Genomic DNA, 18,917 nt, shown 5'->3' with positions numbered 1-18,917 from the left:
GTAAAGGACCGCAAAGAGGCGGTCCTTTACTCTTTGACGGAGGCGTTTGTTTTATGTCGTCTAGCTCATCCACGACCGATTCTGTGCAAGTCCCCGAACAGTTGAGCGCTGGTGACTTGGCGCTCATTGCCGACTACTACGTCCATCTGGCGCAAGAAGATGCCGCTGCCTACGCTCCGGCCATCCTCAACGCGCGGGCACTGGCCCACAAGAGGGTTGCCATGGACCGGGCGCCGGGCACCATCAAGGTCGACGTGCTTGACGAACGCGATGCCAGCGTCGTGTACATCGTCACCGATGACATGCCGTTTCTGGTCGATTCGGTCAGTGCGGAGCTAGTCCACCAAAACTTGGCCATCCGGCTGGTCACACACCCCATGTTCGTGGTCTCCCGGGACAGAAAGTCCCACACCCTGACGGGCATCAATAAGGTTCCCTCCCACGCCGGCGTGGCCAGCGGGGACACCTCCACCATGCCAAGCATCGCGCACTTGATCGCGGCAGGTGACAACTCATCCCATCTTGAGTCCTGGATCGCCGTAGAAATTGAAAAGGCCGACGACGCCGAAAAGCAGGCGCTTGTGTCCGGGCTGACCAAGGTTCTGGAAAACGTTCGAGCCGCCGTGGAGGACTGGCCTGCGATGCGAGAGAAAGCCCTCAGTCGCGCCGAAGTCCTGGCCACCCAGCTTGCAGGGGAGTCGCTGACGGACATTCGTGAGGCAGAAGACTTGCTGCATTGGATGGACGCGGACAACTTCACTTTCCTGGGGTACCGCGAGTACGACCTACTTAAGAAGGACGGCGAAGATGTACTGGTCAACCGTGAAGGCAGCGGCCTTGGCCTGTTGCGTGATGGTTCCAGCCACCCGACCATCCAGCACCTGACGACGACAGGCCAGCGTAAGGCCCGCGAGAAGCGGGTCCTGGTCATCACCAAGGCCAATTCCCGGTCAACCGTGCACAGGGCCGCGTACCTTGACTACATCGGTATCAAGTCCTTCGACTCCCAGGGCAACGTCAATGGCGAACAGCGTTTCATCGGTCTGTTCTCCTCCGCCGTGTACACCGGTTCGGTACGCAACATTCCCGTGGTGCGCGAAAAGGTCGACGCCGTGCTGCGCCACTTTGGCTTCCCGCCAAACTCGCACTCGGGTAAGGACTTGTTCGCCGTCCTTGAAACGTACCCGCGTGACGAGCTGTTCCAAATGGAAACAGAGGATCTGATCGAAACGGCCGACGGGATTCTGCGGCTGGCCGAACGCCGCAGGACACGGCTCTTCCTGCGCCCTGACATCTACGGTCGCTTCATGTCCGCTTTGATCTACATCCCCCGTGACCGCTACACCACAGCAGTACGCCGCCGCATTGAGGACGAACTCACCCGCACCTTCAACGCTGTTTCCATCGACTTTGAAGCCAGGATGAGCGAGTCCGTACTGGCCCGCCTGTTCTTCCGCATCCGCCTGCCCAAGGACTATTTTGTGCCTGCGGACCTTAAAACCGCGGACCTTGAGCAACGTCTTGTCATGGCCGCCAGGTCTTGGCCCGAAGGCATCTCCGAGGTACTGCGCGAGTCCGCCCCGCTGGAAATCGCCGAACGTCTTGGCGAGAAGTGGTCCGAAGCATTCCCCAACAGCTACCGCGTGGACTTTGAGGTAGAAGACGCGCTGGAAGACATCAAACGCTTCGAGGACTTTGACACCAGCTACAAGCAGGTACTTGGTGCCGGGCTCAGTGCCGATAAATGCGCGCCGGGCATGCACGTCTACCTGCCCACCGGTGCCGGAGACCTGCTGCAAGAAGACGCCCGCGTCAAGCTCTACATGGCGCACCCCCAGAGCCTGAGCAAGATCCTGCCGTACTTCCACAATCTGGGCATCGAAGTCATTGACGAACGCCCGTTTGAGATTGGCACGGCGGATAAACGAGATTTCTTCCTATACGACCTTGGCCTGAAATACCCGGCCGGGGTGGACCCCCTGGCGACTGCATCGCTGCTGCGTGACGCCTTTGGGGCCGCCAACACCGGAGCCAGCGAATCGGACCTCTTTGACCGGCTGGTACTGACCGAGGGCATGGACTGGCGCCAGATCATTATCCTGCGTGCCTACGCCAAGTACCTGCGCCAAATGGGGAATACCAACTCCTTTGGGTTCATCGCCGATACTCTCCTGCACAACGTCACTGTCACCCGCACCTTGATTGAACTCTTTGAGGCACGCTTCGATCCTCGAGGTGATGACGCCACCCGTGCGGCCAGGGTAGAGGAGGTCCGGGCGCGCCTGAACGCGGCGCTTGAGGGTGTCCCCACCTTGGACGCCGACAGGGTTTTGCGTACCATCGCCAACTTGGTTGACGCCACCTTGCGGACCAATTACTACCGGGGCCGGGACTACCTCAGCCTGAAACTGGATCCGTCCGCGATCAACGGTTTGCCGTTCCCTCGCCCCATGTACGAGATCTGGGTTTACTCCCCGCGCGTCGAAGGTGTGCACCTGCGCTTTGGCAAGGTGGCCCGCGGCGGGCTGCGCTGGTCCGACCGGCGGGAGGACTTCCGCACCGAAGTTTTGGGCCTGGTGAAGGCACAAACAGTCAAGAACGCTGTCATCGTGCCCACCGGCGCCAAGGGTGGTTTCTTCGCCAAGCAGTTGCCCAATCCGGCGCTCGACCGCGGCGCATGGATGACGGAGGGCAAGGAAAGCTACAAGACGTTCATCCGCGGACTGCTCGATGTTACCGACAATCTGGTGACCACCGATGCCGGTCAGGTGGTTGTGCCGCCAGAGAATGTGGTGCGCCACGACACCGATGACACCTACCTTGTGGTTGCTGCCGACAAGGGGACCGCGTCGTTCTCCGATACCGCCAACGCCATCTCGGCCGAGTACGGCTTCTGGCTGGGTGATGCCTTCGCCTCCGGAGGCTCGGTTGGCTACGATCACAAGGCCATGGGTATCACGGCCCGTGGCGCCTGGGAATCCGTCAAGCGGCACTTTAGCGAGTTCGACGTCGACACCCAGACGGAAGAGTTCACCGCCGTTGGTGTGGGGGACATGTCAGGCGACGTCTTCGGTAACGGGCTTTTGCGGACGCGGCATGTTGCGCTGGTGGCAGCGTTCGATCACCGCGACATCTTCCTTGACCCGAATCCGCAGCCGGGTGTCGCCTTTGACGAACGCCAGCGACTGTACGACCTTCCCCGGTCGTCATGGCAGGACTACAACACGGATCTGATCAGTGCCGGCGGCGGCGTGTATTCGCGCACGCTCAAGTCGATCCCGATCTCCGAGCAGGTGCGTGTGGTCCTTGGCCTGCCCGAGGGCACGGTGAGAATGAGCCCGCCGGAACTGTTGCGGGCCGTCCTGCTGGCACCCACCGATCTGTTGTACAACGGAGGCATCGGGACCTACATCAAGGCGAGCACCGAAAGCCATGCCGACGCCGGTGACAAGGCCAATGACGGTATCCGCGTTGACGGGCGGGATCTGCGTGTGAAGGTCATTGGTGAGGGCGGGAACTTGGGCATGACCCAGCGCGGACGCGTCGAGGCTGCGCTGCATGGTGTCATCTTGAATACCGATGCCATTGACAACTCTGCCGGAGTGGATTGCTCCGACCATGAGGTGAACATCAAGATCTTTGTTGACCGCATGGTGGCTGCCGGCAAGCTTGAACCGGCTGAACGCACCGAATTTCTGATGTCGATGACAGATGAAATCGGGCGTCTGGTGCTTGAAGACAACATTGACCAAAACATTCTGCTGCTCAATGACCGTCAGCGTGTGGTGGAGTGGAGCCCGAGCTATGAAAGGTTCATGGACTGGCTGGAAGTCAATGGGGACCTGGACCGGGAAATTGAGGCGCTGCCCAGCAACGCCGAATTGCAGGAACGCCTGCAAGGTGGCCAGGGACTGACCTCTCCGGAACTCGCCGTGCTGGCCGCCTACGCCAAGATGGAACTGGCCAAGGCGCTCAGTGCCAGCAATCTGGCGGATGACCCGTGGTTCAAGAAAACCCTGCGCCGGTACTTCCCGGCGCGCGTGGCAGAACGCTTTGACGCGGAGCTTGACACACACCCGCTGCGTCGGGAAATCATAGCCACGGTGGTTGCCAACGACATGGTGAACCTGGGCGGCATCACGTTTGCATTCCGTGCCATGGAAGAGTCCTCAGCCGACGAAGTGGTCATCGCCAAGGCGTTTGTGGCGTTGCATGAGATCTATGACTTTGACGTCATGACGAGCGCGATTCGCGACTTGCCGCCGTCGTTCTCTACTGAGCAGTGGTGTGCGGTACAGCTGGACATGCGACGCCTTCTTGACCGTGCCGTGCGGTGGCTGGTCAATGAGGGAACCGGCCATCGCACCGTTGCCGAGGTCATCGCCCAATTCAAGCCCGTGGTGTCCTCGTTGGGCCAGCGAGTGGAAGGGTTCTTCCAAGGCGAAGACGTCAAACGCGTGGCCTCATTGTATGAGCGCGCCGAGTCCTTTGGCATGCCAGATGCCTTGGGACGGCAGTGGGCTGAGCTGTTTGAAACATTCCCGCTGCTGGATATTGCCAAGGTCAGCGAGCACGTCGATGAACCTGTCGACGAGGTGGCGAGCGTCTACTACGCACTGTACAACCGCTACGGGGTGGATGCGCTGCTGGAGCGGATTACGGCGCTGCCTCGCAATGACCGCTGGCAGGCGCTGGCCCGCGCGGCCTTGCGCGATGATCTGTATGCCACCACGGCGGATATGACCCGCAACGTCATCGCGGGCACACAGCACGGTGACGGAACCATGGAACGCATCGAGGGGTGGGAGTCGGCGAACAAGGAGCAGCTCACCCGGGCAACCAAGATGTTTGCCGAGGTCAACGAGCTAGAACAAGACGACATGGCGTCATTGTCGGTAGCATTGAGGCTCCTGCGTTCGATTGTTCGACGCTAGCAACAAACCTTTCGGTGGTGCCCGGCTTCTTCGAGTCGCCGGGCACCATCACCCCAACACCTAAGGAGCCACACGTGGCCATCTTCGCCGACATGATCAGGGAAGGCGCTGATTTTGGGCCAGGAGACGCCGAATGGCTGCACCTCTTGGTGGGGGACTGGCAGCTCATTGCCGATCTTTCCTTTGCCGACTTGGTGCTGTGGTTTCCGGACGCCGAGAAGGGGTACGTGGCCCTGGCACACGTGCGACCATCCACCAGCCACACGATGTTCCATACGGATTTTGTGGGCGAGTCAATCCAGCCCGAGCTTGAACCGTTGGTCAGCACGGCGTGGCGCAGTCAGAATATTGAACGCTCCAATGAGACAAACATTTGGAGCCCGGACATGGCCATGCGGGTCGAGGCGATCCCCATGGTGCGCAACGGCCGGACGTTGGCCGTCATCAGCACCCACATGGACCTTTCCAGCTCCCGTATGCCGTCCCGGCTTGAGCTGACGTACCGCCAGTGTGCCTATGACCTGTTGAAGATGGGAACGTTGGGCCTGTGGCCCGACTTTGCCTCACCCACAGGGTCACGTAGAGGAGCCCCGCGTGTGGGGGACGGTGTTCTCCGGCTGGATGTGGACGGCATTGTTCAGTACGCCAGCCCCAACGGTGTCTCGGCCTTCCGCCGTCTCGGTGACGGGGAGGCCTTGGAAGGCCGGTCTTTGGCGGAGGTCACCACAGGCTTGTTGAAGGACAGGCGAATGGTGGATGAGACGCTGCCGTTGGTGGTGACTGGGCGCATGCCGTGGCGGACGGAGATCGAGTCCCGCGGTGTCAGCCTCTCGCTGCGGGCCATTCCCCTGCGGGATGCCACCGAACGCTTTGGCGCCCTGGTGCTGTGTCGCGACGTCTCCGAACTGCGCCGCCGTGAGCAGGAACTTGTCACCAAGGATGCCACCATCCGGGAGATTCATCACCGGGTGAAGAACAACCTGCAGACGGTGGCGGCCTTGTTGCGTATGCAGTCCCGGCGCATGCACAGCGAAGAGGGCAAGCAAGGTCTTGAACAGGCCATGCGCCGCGTCTCCACTATTGCGCTGGTGCATGAGACCCTGTCACAGGGTCTGGCCCAAAGCGTTGACTTTGACGAACTCATTGACCGCCAGTTCCGGCTCTCCGCAGAGGTCGCTTCCCCTTCGCAAAAGGTGAGCACCGAGCGGGAGGGCGTCTTTGGCGAATTGCCCAGCGATTTCGCAACGCCGCTGGCCCTGGTGATTAACGAATTGGTGACCAACGCCGTCGAACACGGGCTGCAGGACCGTGAAGGCACCGTATGGTTGACTGCCAAACGCTACAAGAATGACGCCGGTGACGACGCCTTGGTGGTGACGATCGCCGACGACGGAGTGGGGCTGCCATCGGGAAATATTGCCGAAGGGCTGGGCCTGCAAATTGTGCGCACGCTTGTCACCAGCGAGCTTGGCGGCACCATCGAGTGGACGCCACGCGAAGGCGGCGGCACCGTGGTGAAACTGGACATGGCCCTCATCCGCCGGCACTAAGCAAACGGGCGCCAAAAAAAGGGACGTTAAACAGCTAAGTGGCAGTGGCTACCGGTTTGACCTGCGTGAAGCAAGTCGTTTCGGTAGTCACTGCCACTTAGTTGTAAGTGATGTGTGCGGCTAGCTGGCGCGGCGGGCGCGAGCTGCGCGGCGCTTCATGGCGCGACGCTCGTCTTCACTCAAGCCGCCCCAAACTCCAGCGTCCTGGCCAGACTCGATGGCCCACTTCAAGCAGGTGTCGATGACTGGGCAACGACGGCACACGCTCTTTGCTTCCTCGATCTGCAACAAAGCCGGTCCGGTGTTTCCCACGGGGAAAAACAATTCCGGGTCTTTGTCGAGGCAGGCTGCGCGACTACGCCAGTCCATGCTGATCACTCACTCCTTATTAAACGGGAGGCTGCTTGTGAAAAATTTCACGTTTGGCCACATAAGAAAAGGGCCTTGTAGGCCCCTTTAGGTCATTGAGTTAAGCGTGTCATGTTAACTCTTTGTAAACAAGGGGTTTCGGTGCATTAGTTCGTCATAGGGCGTGAGCGATACGTCACAGCAACTTTGGTGTGCATGGGGCGTTCCCTGACTATCTCGGGTAAGGTGCACTTGTGTCAAGACCTTCAAATAACCCGCTGGGACGGCCGGAACCGCAACCAAACGACGCCGAGCACCCGCATACGTCGGTACAGCGCCCGACCCGCCCCCTGGGGGTCTTTGTCATTGCCGCAGTGCTTGGGCTCGAGGCCCTCGGGCTGGCCGCCGCTGGCATCGGGCTGACGGTTGGCGCATTCACGCAGACCCCACATTCTGTGGCCAGTGCCGTGTTCCTGATCGTGCTGGTTTTCGCCTTGGCCGTCGGATTGGCCGCCGTGGCTTTCAACGCCTTCAAGGGGTTCCGGTGGACCCGATCTGCGGCCTTTGTGTGGCAATTGCTGATGGTAGCGATAGCGATGCCAGCTTTGTTGAGCGGGGCCACATTGACTGGCCTGGTCCTTCTGATTCCGGCATTGGCTGCCGCCTACTACTTGTTTACGCCCAAAGTCGTGGCGTTCTCCTTGAGGGCCGGCGGCGATCACCCCGTCCTCTAATGAGGAAACTGGAACCATACGCAGCGGCCACGCTCCAGTAGTACTGCACGCCCAGGCGGTTCCGAACCGTCAGTGTCAAGGCGCGCCCCGAACAACTCCCCGTCCTGTGCCCTACTCGGGCGAAGCACAACCCCCTGTTCGGCGTTGCGCAGGCCCCATTCCATAGGGAATCGTGCCAGAGACGGCAGATGATTGGGCAGGGCAATGACCAGCGATTTTCCTTCCGTCAACGCCTGGGTGAGCTCCCACTGCTGTGCAGTGGACAGGGTCGCTGGATCGTCAACCCAGAGAATTGCGTTGGGGCCGCCACTCCCAACTGTTTTGCCGCCTAAGGGAAGGCTGTTAAGTGCCTTGACGGCTTCGATAAAGGTGGATTTTCCAGATCCGGGGCCGCCTAGGACGGGCAACACCATTCCTGCCGTGAATTCGACGGAAATAGGCGTTGAGCCATCGCCGCCCAGGCCGACAACAATGGAAGCGGCTTCTCGACGCCGTTCTCCAGCGGTGTCCTTGACGCCAACGGTGGTCACCGCTACCCTGGCATCAGCCAACGAGAGATTATCCGACAGGTCAGCGATCATCAGGGGAAGTGGCGCTGACTTCGGCGACGCTGACCGACCGTGTGGCCTATTGCCTGGACTGGAAGGATCGAGGCGGGCAAGTTGCGCGATATGGGCTGAATCTGCCGGACCGTGGGCGGCCGTGGCGTTGACGGGGCCAAAGATGACAGCTCTTCCGGGGCTCGTGGTGAATCGTGGCATCTTGGGCCACAGCAATCTTGATTCGGCACTTGACCCGTGCGGCAGGAAGATCCGATTCGGGATTGCCGCCATAAATGAAGCGTTGAGTAATTCCCTCTCGCCGCCAATGGCAACCGTCACCGGGCCTTGGCGGAGCAACGCCGCAAGAGCGTCTTCGGCCCATGGCCAAGGACTAGGACGAAGCGATCCCACCCAACGGCCCCAATCACTGATGCACAGCACCAGATCGGATGTCGTGGAACTGGCAACCTCTGTGAGTCGGGAGAGCAGCCGGACAGCTGTGCGCAAGTGGTGCGGAGCTGCATAGCCGCCCACTTGCGGATGAGAGGACCAAGACTCAAGTGATCCATCGCCGTCCAGTAGGTAAAGGAAACGCTGCCGATCTTCGTCCCGCAGGGAATTTGCCGCGAACAATTGTTCCGTCAAGAGACCCACAACGGGTGAGGTGGCGGAGGGTCTGCCAATAAGTGCCATATGCGAGTGCTGTTCCGGCCGCCACAGGAGCGGCACCAACGATTGGCGTTCAGGCACATCCACCAGCCCGATATAGATGGATTCGCGATCGATTCTCTCAAGTGCGAAGTCTGTCCCTTTGCTGTCCAGGTCAGGAGGGAGTTCCGCGGCAACGATAGGTGGTGCCACGGAGACTACCGCATCCTGGCCTGCGAGCTTGTGCCAGGCATCTGTCAGCATGGCGGCCACTGAGGCCACATCACTGCTTTCTATCTGCCGGCCCGAAGTCTGTTGATCCGGATGCTCTCGCGGCGCCAGGGCCGTTCCATCTTGGGTGGCGAGAACCACGGTGGTCAGTTCCAAGGTGGGTTCCTCGGCCGGGTTTGAATTTGGCATACGTAGAGTGCCGCATTGAAACTCAACGGGCGGAGTTCCGGCCCGGCGAATGAAGGCCCGGCCGGGGGTGTCCACACTGATCTCCGCTGCCACGCCTGAACCAATGACGTCTTGGGAGTCAAAGCTCGTTTGCACGCGTAGGCATACAGAACTGGTGACGTTGGCCCGGATGTCCGCATTGAGGGCGCCCTGGGGGCGCTGCGTCGCCATAACTAGGTGAATGCCCAAGGACCTTCCGACGGCGGCTATACGCATCAGCTCCGCCATCGCGTCGGGGAATTGATCTACGAGCACCCTGAATTCGTCGACGACAATCACTAGATGTGCCATGCTCCCAATGCCTGGTCGGTCGTGCCCGGTGATGACGCTTCCCTCCACGGCCACTGAGCGTTCGGGCACTATCGTCTCGGCTATCCTGGCCCGGTAGGCGTCGGCGTCGGCGTCAGCTGCATCTGCGAGGCCCAAGACTGCCTCCCTATGGTGAATCTCCGCCCGCAAGGAGGCGAGCGTGCGCTCCATCCCGTAGCCGTTGAGGTCCGTTATTATCGAGGTGGTGTGGGGGAACCTTTGCAAGGGTGCAAGGCCGGCTCCGCCCTTGAAGTCAAGCAGAACAAACTGCAGATCCGCGGGGGAGTGCGCCGCAGCCAGGCTGCCCACCAGTGTGCGCAGGAATTCAGATTTTCCGGATCCGGTGGTGCCTCCCACCAATAAGTGTGGACCGTCATGGGAGAAGTTGAAGAGTTCCTCTCCACGCTGCGAATGTCCAATGGGGACAGGTCTCAGGGGCATATTCGTGTTCGATCGCCAAGTCGCGCAGACGCCTTCAACGGTACTTTTCCCCGGATCGGGAATGCCGTGTGGTGCCATATCGAGTGATACGGCGTGCGCGGATGGGCCACGATCCCTGGCGTATTTGCTGAAGACCGCTGCCGGAACACCATCGGGGATAAAGGTCAGGCCTTGGAATCGACCCGCGACACCGTTTGCTCGGACGCCGAGCTGGACATGGTTCTTGTAGGTCGGGTTCAACCCGTCTACCTCGCTTGGGGCGAAATGGATGACACGCAGGTTCGGAAAAGCCCTGGTGACCACGTCAGGAGTCTCGTTGATCGACACCAACACACAAGACAAAACCCCTGCGCGGTCGGGACCATCCCCGGTCTGAATGAAGGCGTCGACTGCCGCGATGGCAGCAGGAATGGAAGCGGTGAGGACTGTAAGCGGCAGGAAGCGGGCCGACAACGGCAAATCAGGGACTGCCCCCACTACGACCACTGGAATGGACGCGGCATCGAGTTGCATCAGCACGTAGTTCAGCAGTTCCTCCCGCGCCGTGCCCGGACCTTCGACCTCCAAAACCCCCGCGGACAGAGGCACAGTCACGGGCAATTCTCCGACGTTGGGAGGAACATACCCGCCTATGGCAGGGGAAAGGGCCAGCAATGCGGGCTGGTTTGCTGTGCCAACGCGCAAGGCCAGCGATTGCCCCGGAGCGCTTCCGTGGTTGAAATTTCGGCCCTCAGCACTCGGGGTTTTATAGAGGTGGGAGTTGTGCGCCAGCACTACAAATTCGTCCGCGCCGGGGAATGCGGCAAAGCGACGGGCAGCATCCCGGCCAGTTGCTTCTTCGATGGCCACTCTAAAGCTCCGACGCCTTGCGGATCCACCGAGTAGCGGTAAGAGCACGGTCACGGCTCCCATCCCGGCAAACGCAAGAAACATCCATGAGCCAGTCAGCCAGGCAAATAGAACCCCGATCATCAGGGGGAGCAGACCAGCCGCCAGCATGGCCCAGCGGCCCCTCGCAGGCCCTCTTGAATGAGGCACAGGTAAGGGCTCCAAGGCGGACACGTCCAAAAGACCAGCGGTGCGGCCCAAGTCAGGCCAGGCCAGAAGAGAGGGGTCTGCCCCCGGTGTTTCCAGCACGATGGAACAGCTCGACCGGCCGCACCTAATGAGATCGCCCACTTCAATTGTTGTCGTTACCTTGACGTTTGTAAGGCTCGCAGTTGGCCTTTCTTGCCAGCCGCGCAGCAAGGAGAAACCAGAAGATCCCGGTGCGGGGGTCAACGACATTGACTGCCTACCGACCTCAAGGGTGCCGTGATGGCGGGAAAGCTCCGGGTCTGCTATGGAAATCTCGCAGTTGCCGCGGCCAATCTTGTAGCTGCCACGGCGAAGTGGGAAGACTGCACCCGCACCCGGCCCCGATCGAACGGCCAGTAAGGCATGAAAGGGTTCAGTCGTCTCCCGTGTTGAGGTCTGGGCTGGGCCCTGACGTCTACCTTCAGCATCATGCACTACGACTATTGCCCCGTCCGTGAGCGGGCGTTGCCCCGGGTGCAGCCCTTGAACGTCACGGCTGGCAACGGTGAAGGAACAGCCCGGCCAGCGGCCAGCAAGCACCTGGTAGAGAAGGCTCCCCACGCTGGAGGAATCCTCCGTCGAAACAGTCAATGGAAGCGAAACACTTAACTCGACAGGCTGAAATGGCCCAACGCCGGTCCCTGCAACAGCAGTGATTTCCAATCGCATGTTCGACCTTTCGCTAGCCCCAATCCCGAGCCTAGGGGAGGAAGAATCGTCCGCAAATGGCGTCGTCGTTTGATGTCCACAAGTGCCGTGGGAGCCTTGGCTGTGGAGGAATCATTGGCAACATTCATGACTGCGGAAGCAGACAACGTGCCTTGGCTCATAGCTTCTACGCGGAAATAAATGGATAACGTTCGGGTAACCTAGAGAGGTAGATGTGGCACCGCTGTGCCTGTAAAACGCTACGCAAGGAATATCAGGAGAGTTTGTGAACGCTGACCTAGTCGTCGTCGGTTCGGGTTTCTTTGGCCTAACCATTGCAGAACGTGCCGCCACCGAATTGGGCCTAAAGGTGGCCGTCATTGACCGCCGCCACCACATTGGTGGGAACGCCTACAGCGAGAACGAGGCACAGACAGGCATCGAGGTGCACCGCTACGGAGCGCACCTGTTCCACACCTCCAACGAACGTGTTTGGGAGTACGTGAACCGTTTCACAAAGTTCACCGACTACCAGCACAAGGTGTACACCGCCCACAAGGGTGAGGTCTACCAGATGCCGATTAACCTGGGCACCATCAACCAATTCTTCCGTTCCGCCATGGGCCCTGCTGAGGCGCGCGCGCTCATCCAGGAGCAGGCGGGCGAGCTGGCTGGCACCGATCCGGCCAACCTCAACGACAAGGGCATCCAGCTGATCGGGCGTCCCCTGTACGAGGCTTTCATCAAGCACTACACGGGCAAACAGTGGCAGACCGATCCCAAGGACCTGCCCGCGTCGATCATTTCCCGCCTCCCCGTGCGCTACAACTACGACAACCGCTACTTCAACGACACCCATGAGGGCCTGCCTGTTGAGGGCTACACCGCGTGGATCGAGCGCATGGCGGACCACCCGAACATCGAGGTTGTGCTGAACACGGACTTCTTCGACGACGGCGAATACTCCCGCAATGCTGTCACCGGTCAGGTCCCGGTCATCTACACCGGACCGGTTGACCGCTACTTCGACTACGCAGAGGGCGATTTGTCCTGGCGCACCATCGATCTTGAACAAGAAGTGCTGCCGATCGAGGATTACCAGGGCTGTGCCGTCATGAACTACCCGGACGAAGAGCAGAAGTTCACGCGCATCCACGAGTTCCGCCACTTCCACCCTGAGCGCGACTACACCAAGGACGCCACGGTCATCATGCGCGAATTCTCGCGTTTTGCTGAAAAGGGCGACGAGCCCTACTACCCGGTCAACACCGGCGAGGACCGAAAGAAGTTGCTTGCCTACCGCGACCTGGCGAACGGCGAGAACAACGTGCTGTTCGGCGGCCGTTTGGGTACCTACAAGTACCTTGATATGCACATGGCCATTGGCTCGGCACTGAACATGTACGACAACAAGATCAAGCCCCACTTCACTGGCGGAGCGAAGCTGCAAAGCGGAGGAGTTGACGCGTGAGCGTAGTTGAAGCGACGACCGGATTGGCAGTACTTCAGCGGGTGATTCTGCCTGCAGATTCGCAGGTCGATACCCTTCCGTTGTATGTAGACGCCGGATCCGCTAGCGGCATTAGACTCCGGGAAAACGATGAGCTGGCCCGTGCTCCTAAGCTCCCAGAGGATAAGCTGCAGCTCACAAGCTCAGGGGGGCCAACAGTACACTTCGACGACGTTATCTCTCGTCGCTCCATGAACGTGCGTGCGGGTGAGCAAGTCTCCTTTGGAACTTACTTCAACGCATTCCCAGCAAGCTATTGGCGCCGCTGGACCGATGTTCGTTCGGTGAAACTTGAAGTCAACACCTCCGGCGGGGGCACGGTGGCGGTCCACAAGTCCAATGCCCGTGGATCCATTCAACTGGTGGAGAGTATTCGCGTAGATGGCACAACCACGTCGATTTTCGACCTAACCCTGAAGCCCTTCGGCGACGGCGGTTGGTACTGGTTTGACCTGGTGGCCGGTCATGAAGGGCTGACGCTTGAAGATGCCCAATGGGCCCTCGACGAAGAGCCGAGAAACCACGGCCAGGTGACACTTGAGATCACCACCATGAACAAGCCGGACTTTTGCCTCAACAACGCTCGCATCCTTGCTGCGAACCCGGAGGCGCTCGAAAATGTCAAGGAAGTCCTGATTGTGGATCAGGGCACCCAAAAAGTTCGCGATGAAGAAGGGTTTGCTGAGGTCAGCGCCTCGCTTTGTGGAAAACTTCGCATCATCGATCAGGGTAACTTGGGCGGTTCTGGCGGCTTTGCCCGAGGCATGTATGAGGCCGTTGAAAATGGCAGCGACTACGCCTTGTTGCTCGATGACGACGTCGTTGTAGAACCTGAAAGCATCCTGCGCATGCTGGCATTTGCTGACAGGTGCAAGAAGCCAACGATCGTTGGCGGACACATGTTTGATCTCCACAACCGCAGCGTGCTCCACACCTTCGGTGAGGTGGTGGATCCGTTCCGGATCGTTCCAGCGATCCCGCACGCAGACATGGAAATGCGCCACGACTTCAGCATTTCCAACCTGCGCCAAACATCCTGGCTGCACCGACGAGTGGACGTGGACTACAACGGATGGTGGATGTGCATGATCCCCACGGCTGTCATCCGCGAGATCGGACTCTCGCTGCCGCTGTTCATCAAGTGGGACGATGCCGAATACGGACTTCGGGCGCGGGCGGCAGGCTTCGCCACCGTATCGCTACCTGGAGCTGCCGTCTGGCATGTGTCCTGGCTGGACAAGGACGACATGGTGGGCTGGCAATCTTATTTCCACGAGCGCAACCGCTTGATTACCACTCTGCTGCATAGCCCCTACCCCAAGGGCGGCAGGGTCCTCAGGGAATCCGTGCAGTCTGATGTGAAGCACCTAGTTTCGATGCAGTACTTTACCGAACATGGACGCTTGGAAGCCCTCAAGGACATTTTCAAAGGTCCCGAAGAGCTCCATGCCACATTGGCAACCAAGCTGCCCGAAATCAATGCGCTCCGTGCGGACTACTCCGATGCCCAGCTTATGGAGAATGTTGACGACTTCCCGGCACCAAAGCTCGGACGAGGGCCGATGGGCGGCGTAGCAGTTGGGCTACCACGCAAAAAGGACCTGGTCTCCTGGGGCCTCAAAACAGTGGCCCGGCAACTAGTACGGACTCCAGATGCCAGTGCGGCAGAATACCCCCAGGGTGTACTCGCCCACCGTGATAGCCGCTGGTTCAGACTGGCACACTACGATTCGGTTGTCGTGACGAATGCTGAAGGCACGGGGGTTTCCTGGTACCGGCGAGACCCTAAACTACTCAAGTCAATGCTCGCTGAATCGGCGCGCTTGCACCTGAAATTATCCAGAGAATGGGATGACCTCGCCACGCGCTACCGCGCCTCAGTAGCGGACATTACGTCCATGGAAACTTGGAAGAAGACTTTTGATGAGCATTCAGTGGATGGCCGGTAAATGACGGCTACCAAAAGCGAGCTATCTACGCCCGGCAGCGGCCGTGGGCTATTGGATGTCTATTCAAACCGTTTTCTACTTAAGTTGCTTGTCCGCAAGGAAATCAAGGTTCGCTACAGAGGTTCGGTCCTCGGGCTGCTGTGGTCATATGTAAAACCGCTAATGCAGTTCATGATCTATTTTGTGGCGCTTGGAATTTTCCTCAACCTGCAAAAAGCGACACCGAACTACGCCATTTACCTCTTCTCAGGCATTGTTTTGGTGAACTTCTTTACCGAGACGTTGGGCAATTCCACCCGTTCCATTGTCGATAACCGGGACTTGATTCGGAAAATTTACCTTCCCCGAGAACTCTTCCCCGTATCCACAGTGCTAGTTTCGGCCGCCCATTTCTTGCCACAAGTTGTGATCTTGGTGGGTGCGAGTCTGATCGTGGGTTGGACCCCATCCGTTCTCCAGTTGCTCGCAGCCATCGCTGCGTTCATCATTGTAGCGATCCTGGGAATGGGTCTCGGACTCCTTTTTGGGGCCATAAACGTCTATTTCCGCGACTCAGAGAACATCGTTGACATGATCTTGATGGTGGTTACGTGGGCCTCACCGGTCCTCTACGTCTGGACTATGGCCCGTGATGCGCTTGGACCTTGGTTTATCGTCTACCAAGCAAATCCCATGACTGTCGCCGTAGAGATCTTCCACTGGGCATTCTGGTACCCCACGCTAGGTGCGAATCAGGTGGGCATGGTGGAGTTACCGCCCCATTTGTTGACCCTCTGGTTGCCGGTCTCTTTGGTGGTTTCCTTGGCAGTCCTGTTCGGTGGCCAGTTCCTCTTTCGCCGCCTCGCCGTCCATTTTGCACAGGAGCTTTAGCATGACCGTCACTGAAAAAGTTGCTGACAACATAGCCATCACCTGCCGTGGACTGAAGAAAGTGTTTGTCCTGCGGAATACGCGCTCCATGAAGGAATCAGTGGTTTGGCTTCTGACGGGACGAAAAGGGGATCTTTCCCGGAAATTCGATGCGATAAAGGACATTTCACTTGATGTAGTCCAGGGCGAGACGGTAGCTCTGCTTGGCCTGAACGGCTCGGGCAAGTCAACGCTCCTGAAGCTGATCTCCGGGGTTCTCCAGCCCGACGGCGGTAAAGTGCAGACGAGGGGGCGCGTAGCCGGTCTCATCGAGGTTGGGGCAGGTTTCCATCACGATCTCAGTGGCCGGGACAATGTCTATCTCAACGGTGCCATCCTTGGCATGACTGAGAAGCAGATCGACGCCATGTTCGATTCCATTGTTGAGTTCTCCGAAATTGGTGAGTTCATCGATACGGAGGTTAAGTTCTATTCCTCGGGGATGTACCTGAAACTGGCCTTCTCCATCGCTGTACACACCGATCCGGAAGTATTCTTGATTGACGAAATCCTGGCTGTTGGCGACGAGCCATTCCAGCGAAAATGCATCAAGAAGATCAAGGAGCTGGCAGCCGCTGGCAAAACGCTCTTCGTGGTCAGCCATGATCTAGATTTGGTGTCCACCGTTTGCGAACGCGGAGTTTTACTGGAGCATGGCAAGGTTGTCATGGACGGTGAGGTTCACGCCGTCGTGAAGGAATTGCGACGCCGCTCCGAGACAAGCGAACACGAACTGTAGTTGTTGAAATGAATGATTGTGATCTGGCCGGGCAAATAGTTTGGCAGGCCGAAAATGTGCAAGGAAGCGGTGCTTGAGTGACCTGGTTGGAAGCTGTACCTTTGGTTTTGCTAGCGGGGGCGGTCTTTGTTGTGCCTGGTCTTATATTCTCGTTGGCCGTGCGGGTCCGCGGTCTCTCTGCCCTGATGCTCGCACCGGTCTTTACCGTGGCTATGGCCAGTGTTTTGTCGCTTGTTCTCCCTCTAGTTGGTGTTCGGTGGGCGCCCTCGTCATATGCAATCGGGGTCTTGGTTATCTCGGCGGCGGCGTTCGGCATTAGGACTGCTCTATCGCGCAAGTGGGCCGATCCTGTGTGGAAGCCAGAGCGACGGTCAGTGCTTATCGCCTCCGTTGTCGGTTTGCTGGGTGCTGGTGCTCTTATTGCGTTGCAAATGGGCACAGCATTCATAAAGCCCGAAAACATCTCGCAGACGTTTGACAATGTTTTTCACCTCAATGCGGTGCGCTGGGCGATCGAATCCGGAAATGCCTCCCCTCTGAATCTTGGGGCCTTCACCGGAATCAGTGCCTACCCCTCTGCATGGCATGCCATGACCAGCCTGGTTGCCATGGCCACAGGCGCTTCCATTCCTGTTGCGGTCAACGTCACAAGTATTGCCATCGGTTCCATTGTGTGGCCCCTAGGGGCCCTGTATTTGGTTCGGCAAATCATCGGCCAACGATTGTTCTCGAATATTGTGGCGTTGATCTTTATCCCTGCATTTACCGGGTTCCCGTTGATGATGGTTGATTGGGGCGTTCTCTACCCGAATCTTCTTTCAATTGCCCTATTGCCAGCAGCGATGGGTCTCACTGTAAGCGCCATGGGCTTGGGCAATGGATATCGTCCCAGCAGCCCCTTTGCGTGGCTCTTGGTCCTGGTTGCAATCCCAGCTGTGGCGGTAGCACACCCGAGCACACTCATGGCTCTTCTGGCATTTGTACTTCCCGCCATTTTGCTATGGGCCTACGGCCTTGTCTTGAACCTGCTGCCGCTGACCACCCCAGGACGCCGCCGACAGCTCTGGATCATTATTGGGGCCACAATTGTCTCGGCGTTGTTGCTAGCCGTCGTCTGGCGCAAGTTCCGACCGCCGCCCGGTGCAGCTGGGTGGGGTGCCGTGGAGAGCCCCTCGCAGGCCATTGGTGAGCTCTTGTTTGGTGGGGCAATGGGGCGCCCCGCAGCTGCCATCATTGCCATTTGTATGCTCGTGGGGTTAGCCCGCATTGTGGTCACTCGTAAGCAATTATGGCTATTGGGTACATTTCTTGTTGCCGGTGTGCTCTTTTTCTACGCTGCTGGTTTGAACTTTAGCCCGCGTTGGTTCCTTACCGGCGTGTGGTATTACGATAGCTACCGACTCGCTGCGCTTTTGCCCGTTGCCATGATCGGTCCAGCCGCCATTGGGGCCACCTACCTTTGGGACACGGCATGTCGCTGGATTGTTGATTTTCGGATGGGGAAATCCGAAAAGCTTAGTGAGCAGGTGACCGCCAAAACGTTCGGCACCATTGCCAGCTACACGGCGGGCATTCTGCTCCTGGTTGTGGCAACACAATACGGGGTAATGAACTGGGCGGTGATCAAGACCCATCACTCCTACGTCTCCAACGCAACATCTGCCCTGCTCACACCGGATGAAACCGCCTTGCTCGAACGAATAGACGAGCATGTGGAACCGGGTGCAGTCATTGCGGGTGTTCCAAGTACCGGTGCTGCTCTGGCCTACGCGTTCTCCGGACGTGAGGTGATGCAGCCCCATATTCTCACCACGCACGGCGAAGACGTAGACGTTGTTAACGCTGGCCTGAAAAGTGCCAAAGAATATCCTTGGGTCTGCGACGCCGTTAAGAAGCTCAACGTCAAGTATGTCCTCGATTTTGGGACCCGGACTGTTACTGGAACTATGGCTGGCATGGGTGGATTGATGGATTTGTCCACTTCCAGCTCTTTGGAACTCATTGACCAACAAGGGCCGGCGGCCAAGCTTTACAAGGTCACCGCCTGCTGGTAGTTCCCAGTGGACGATGGTGGCCGGTACCTCTCACATGGGAGATACCGGCCGCTGTTGTTGGGCCTG

10 protein-coding genes are annotated in these 18,917 nt (G+C 58.8%); 8 read left to right on the top strand and 2 right to left on the bottom strand.

Annotated elements, in window-relative coordinates:
• Nucleotides 1-53: 53 nt before the first annotated feature.
• Both CXQ94_RS10180 and CXQ94_RS10175 read left to right on the top strand, forming a co-directional pair.
• Nucleotides 54-4,934, top strand: a complete 4,881-nt coding sequence (locus tag CXQ94_RS10180; protein WP_104089498.1) for an NAD-glutamate dehydrogenase — start codon at nt 54-56, stop codon at nt 4,932-4,934.
• A gap of 74 nt (nt 4,935-5,008) precedes the next feature.
• Nucleotides 5,009-6,484, top strand: coding sequence for a sensor histidine kinase (locus CXQ94_RS10175; RefSeq protein WP_104089496.1), 1,476 nt, complete (start codon nt 5,009-5,011; stop codon nt 6,482-6,484).
• 120 nt (nt 6,485-6,604) lie between these two features.
• Here the strand turns inward: CXQ94_RS10175 and CXQ94_RS10170 are convergent, their stop codons facing one another.
• Nucleotides 6,605-6,853: a WhiB family transcriptional regulator gene (locus CXQ94_RS10170; RefSeq protein WP_038469266.1), complete on the bottom strand. Its 249-nt coding sequence runs from the start codon at nt 6,851-6,853 to the stop codon at nt 6,605-6,607.
• 233 nt (nt 6,854-7,086) lie between these two features.
• Between CXQ94_RS10170 and CXQ94_RS10165 the strand changes: the two genes are divergently transcribed.
• The gene (locus tag CXQ94_RS10165) at nt 7,087-7,566 is read left to right on the top strand and encodes a hypothetical protein (RefSeq protein WP_104089493.1); all 480 of its coding nucleotides are present in this window, start codon (nt 7,087-7,089) and stop codon (nt 7,564-7,566) included.
• Here CXQ94_RS10165 and CXQ94_RS10160 read toward each other — a convergent pair.
• Nucleotides 7,563-10,964 (bottom strand): FtsK/SpoIIIE domain-containing protein, encoded by a 3,402-nt coding sequence (locus tag CXQ94_RS10160; protein WP_181034165.1) that lies wholly within the window; start codon nt 10,962-10,964, stop codon nt 7,563-7,565. The genes CXQ94_RS10165 and CXQ94_RS10160 overlap by 4 nt on opposite strands.
• Nucleotides 10,965-11,976: 1,012 nt before the next feature.
• On the opposite strand from CXQ94_RS10160, the gene glf reads away from it, so the two are divergent.
• From glf to CXQ94_RS10135, 5 genes are all read left to right on the top strand, one after another.
• A complete protein-coding gene (gene glf / locus CXQ94_RS10155; RefSeq protein WP_104089488.1) occupies nt 11,977-13,161 on the top strand; it encodes a UDP-galactopyranose mutase in 1,185 nt (394 codons plus the stop codon).
• The gene (locus CXQ94_RS10150) at nt 13,158-15,149 is read left to right on the top strand and encodes a glycosyltransferase (protein ID WP_258066965.1); all 1,992 of its coding nucleotides are present in this window, start codon (nt 13,158-13,160) and stop codon (nt 15,147-15,149) included. The genes glf and CXQ94_RS10150 overlap by 4 nt, the downstream gene beginning before the upstream one ends.
• Nucleotides 15,150-16,019, top strand: a complete 870-nt coding sequence (locus tag CXQ94_RS10145; RefSeq protein ID WP_104089485.1) for an ABC transporter permease — start codon at nt 15,150-15,152, stop codon at nt 16,017-16,019. It abuts the gene before it with no gap.
• Nucleotide 16,020: 1 nt separating this feature from the next.
• Nucleotides 16,021-16,797: an ABC transporter ATP-binding protein gene (locus CXQ94_RS10140; RefSeq protein WP_104089482.1), complete on the top strand. Its 777-nt coding sequence runs from the start codon at nt 16,021-16,023 to the stop codon at nt 16,795-16,797.
• A 77-nt stretch (nt 16,798-16,874) separates the two neighbouring features.
• Nucleotides 16,875-18,851 (top strand): DUF6541 family protein, encoded by a 1,977-nt coding sequence (locus CXQ94_RS10135; protein WP_306418896.1) that lies wholly within the window; start codon nt 16,875-16,877, stop codon nt 18,849-18,851.
• Nucleotides 18,852-18,917 lie beyond the last annotated feature (66 nt).

It is taken from the genome of Arthrobacter sp. GMC3, from assembly GCF_002929305.1.
Taxonomy (GTDB): domain Bacteria; phylum Actinomycetota; class Actinomycetes; order Actinomycetales; family Micrococcaceae; genus Specibacter.
The sequence above is the reverse complement of the archived record's forward strand: the minus strand, read 5'-3'. Positions and strand labels throughout refer to the sequence as shown.

What these genes read in the sequence shown, in the direction of transcription:
- CXQ94_RS10180 (WP_104089498.1), top strand. Translation starts at nt 54, where the DNA reads ATGTCGTCTAGCTCATCCACGACCGATTCTGTGCAAGTCCCCGAACAG.
- CXQ94_RS10140 (WP_104089482.1), top strand. Translation starts at nt 16,021, where the DNA reads ATGACCGTCACTGAAAAAGTTGCTGACAACATAGCCATCACCTGCCGT.
- CXQ94_RS10170 (WP_038469266.1), bottom strand. Translation starts at nt 6,853, where the DNA reads ATGGACTGGCGTAGTCGCGCAGCCTGCCTCGACAAAGACCCGGAATTG.
- CXQ94_RS10160 (WP_181034165.1), bottom strand. Translation starts at nt 10,964, where the DNA reads ATGCTGGCGGCTGGTCTGCTCCCCCTGATGATCGGGGTTCTATTTGCC.
- CXQ94_RS10145 (WP_104089485.1), top strand. Translation starts at nt 15,150, where the DNA reads ATGACGGCTACCAAAAGCGAGCTATCTACGCCCGGCAGCGGCCGTGGG.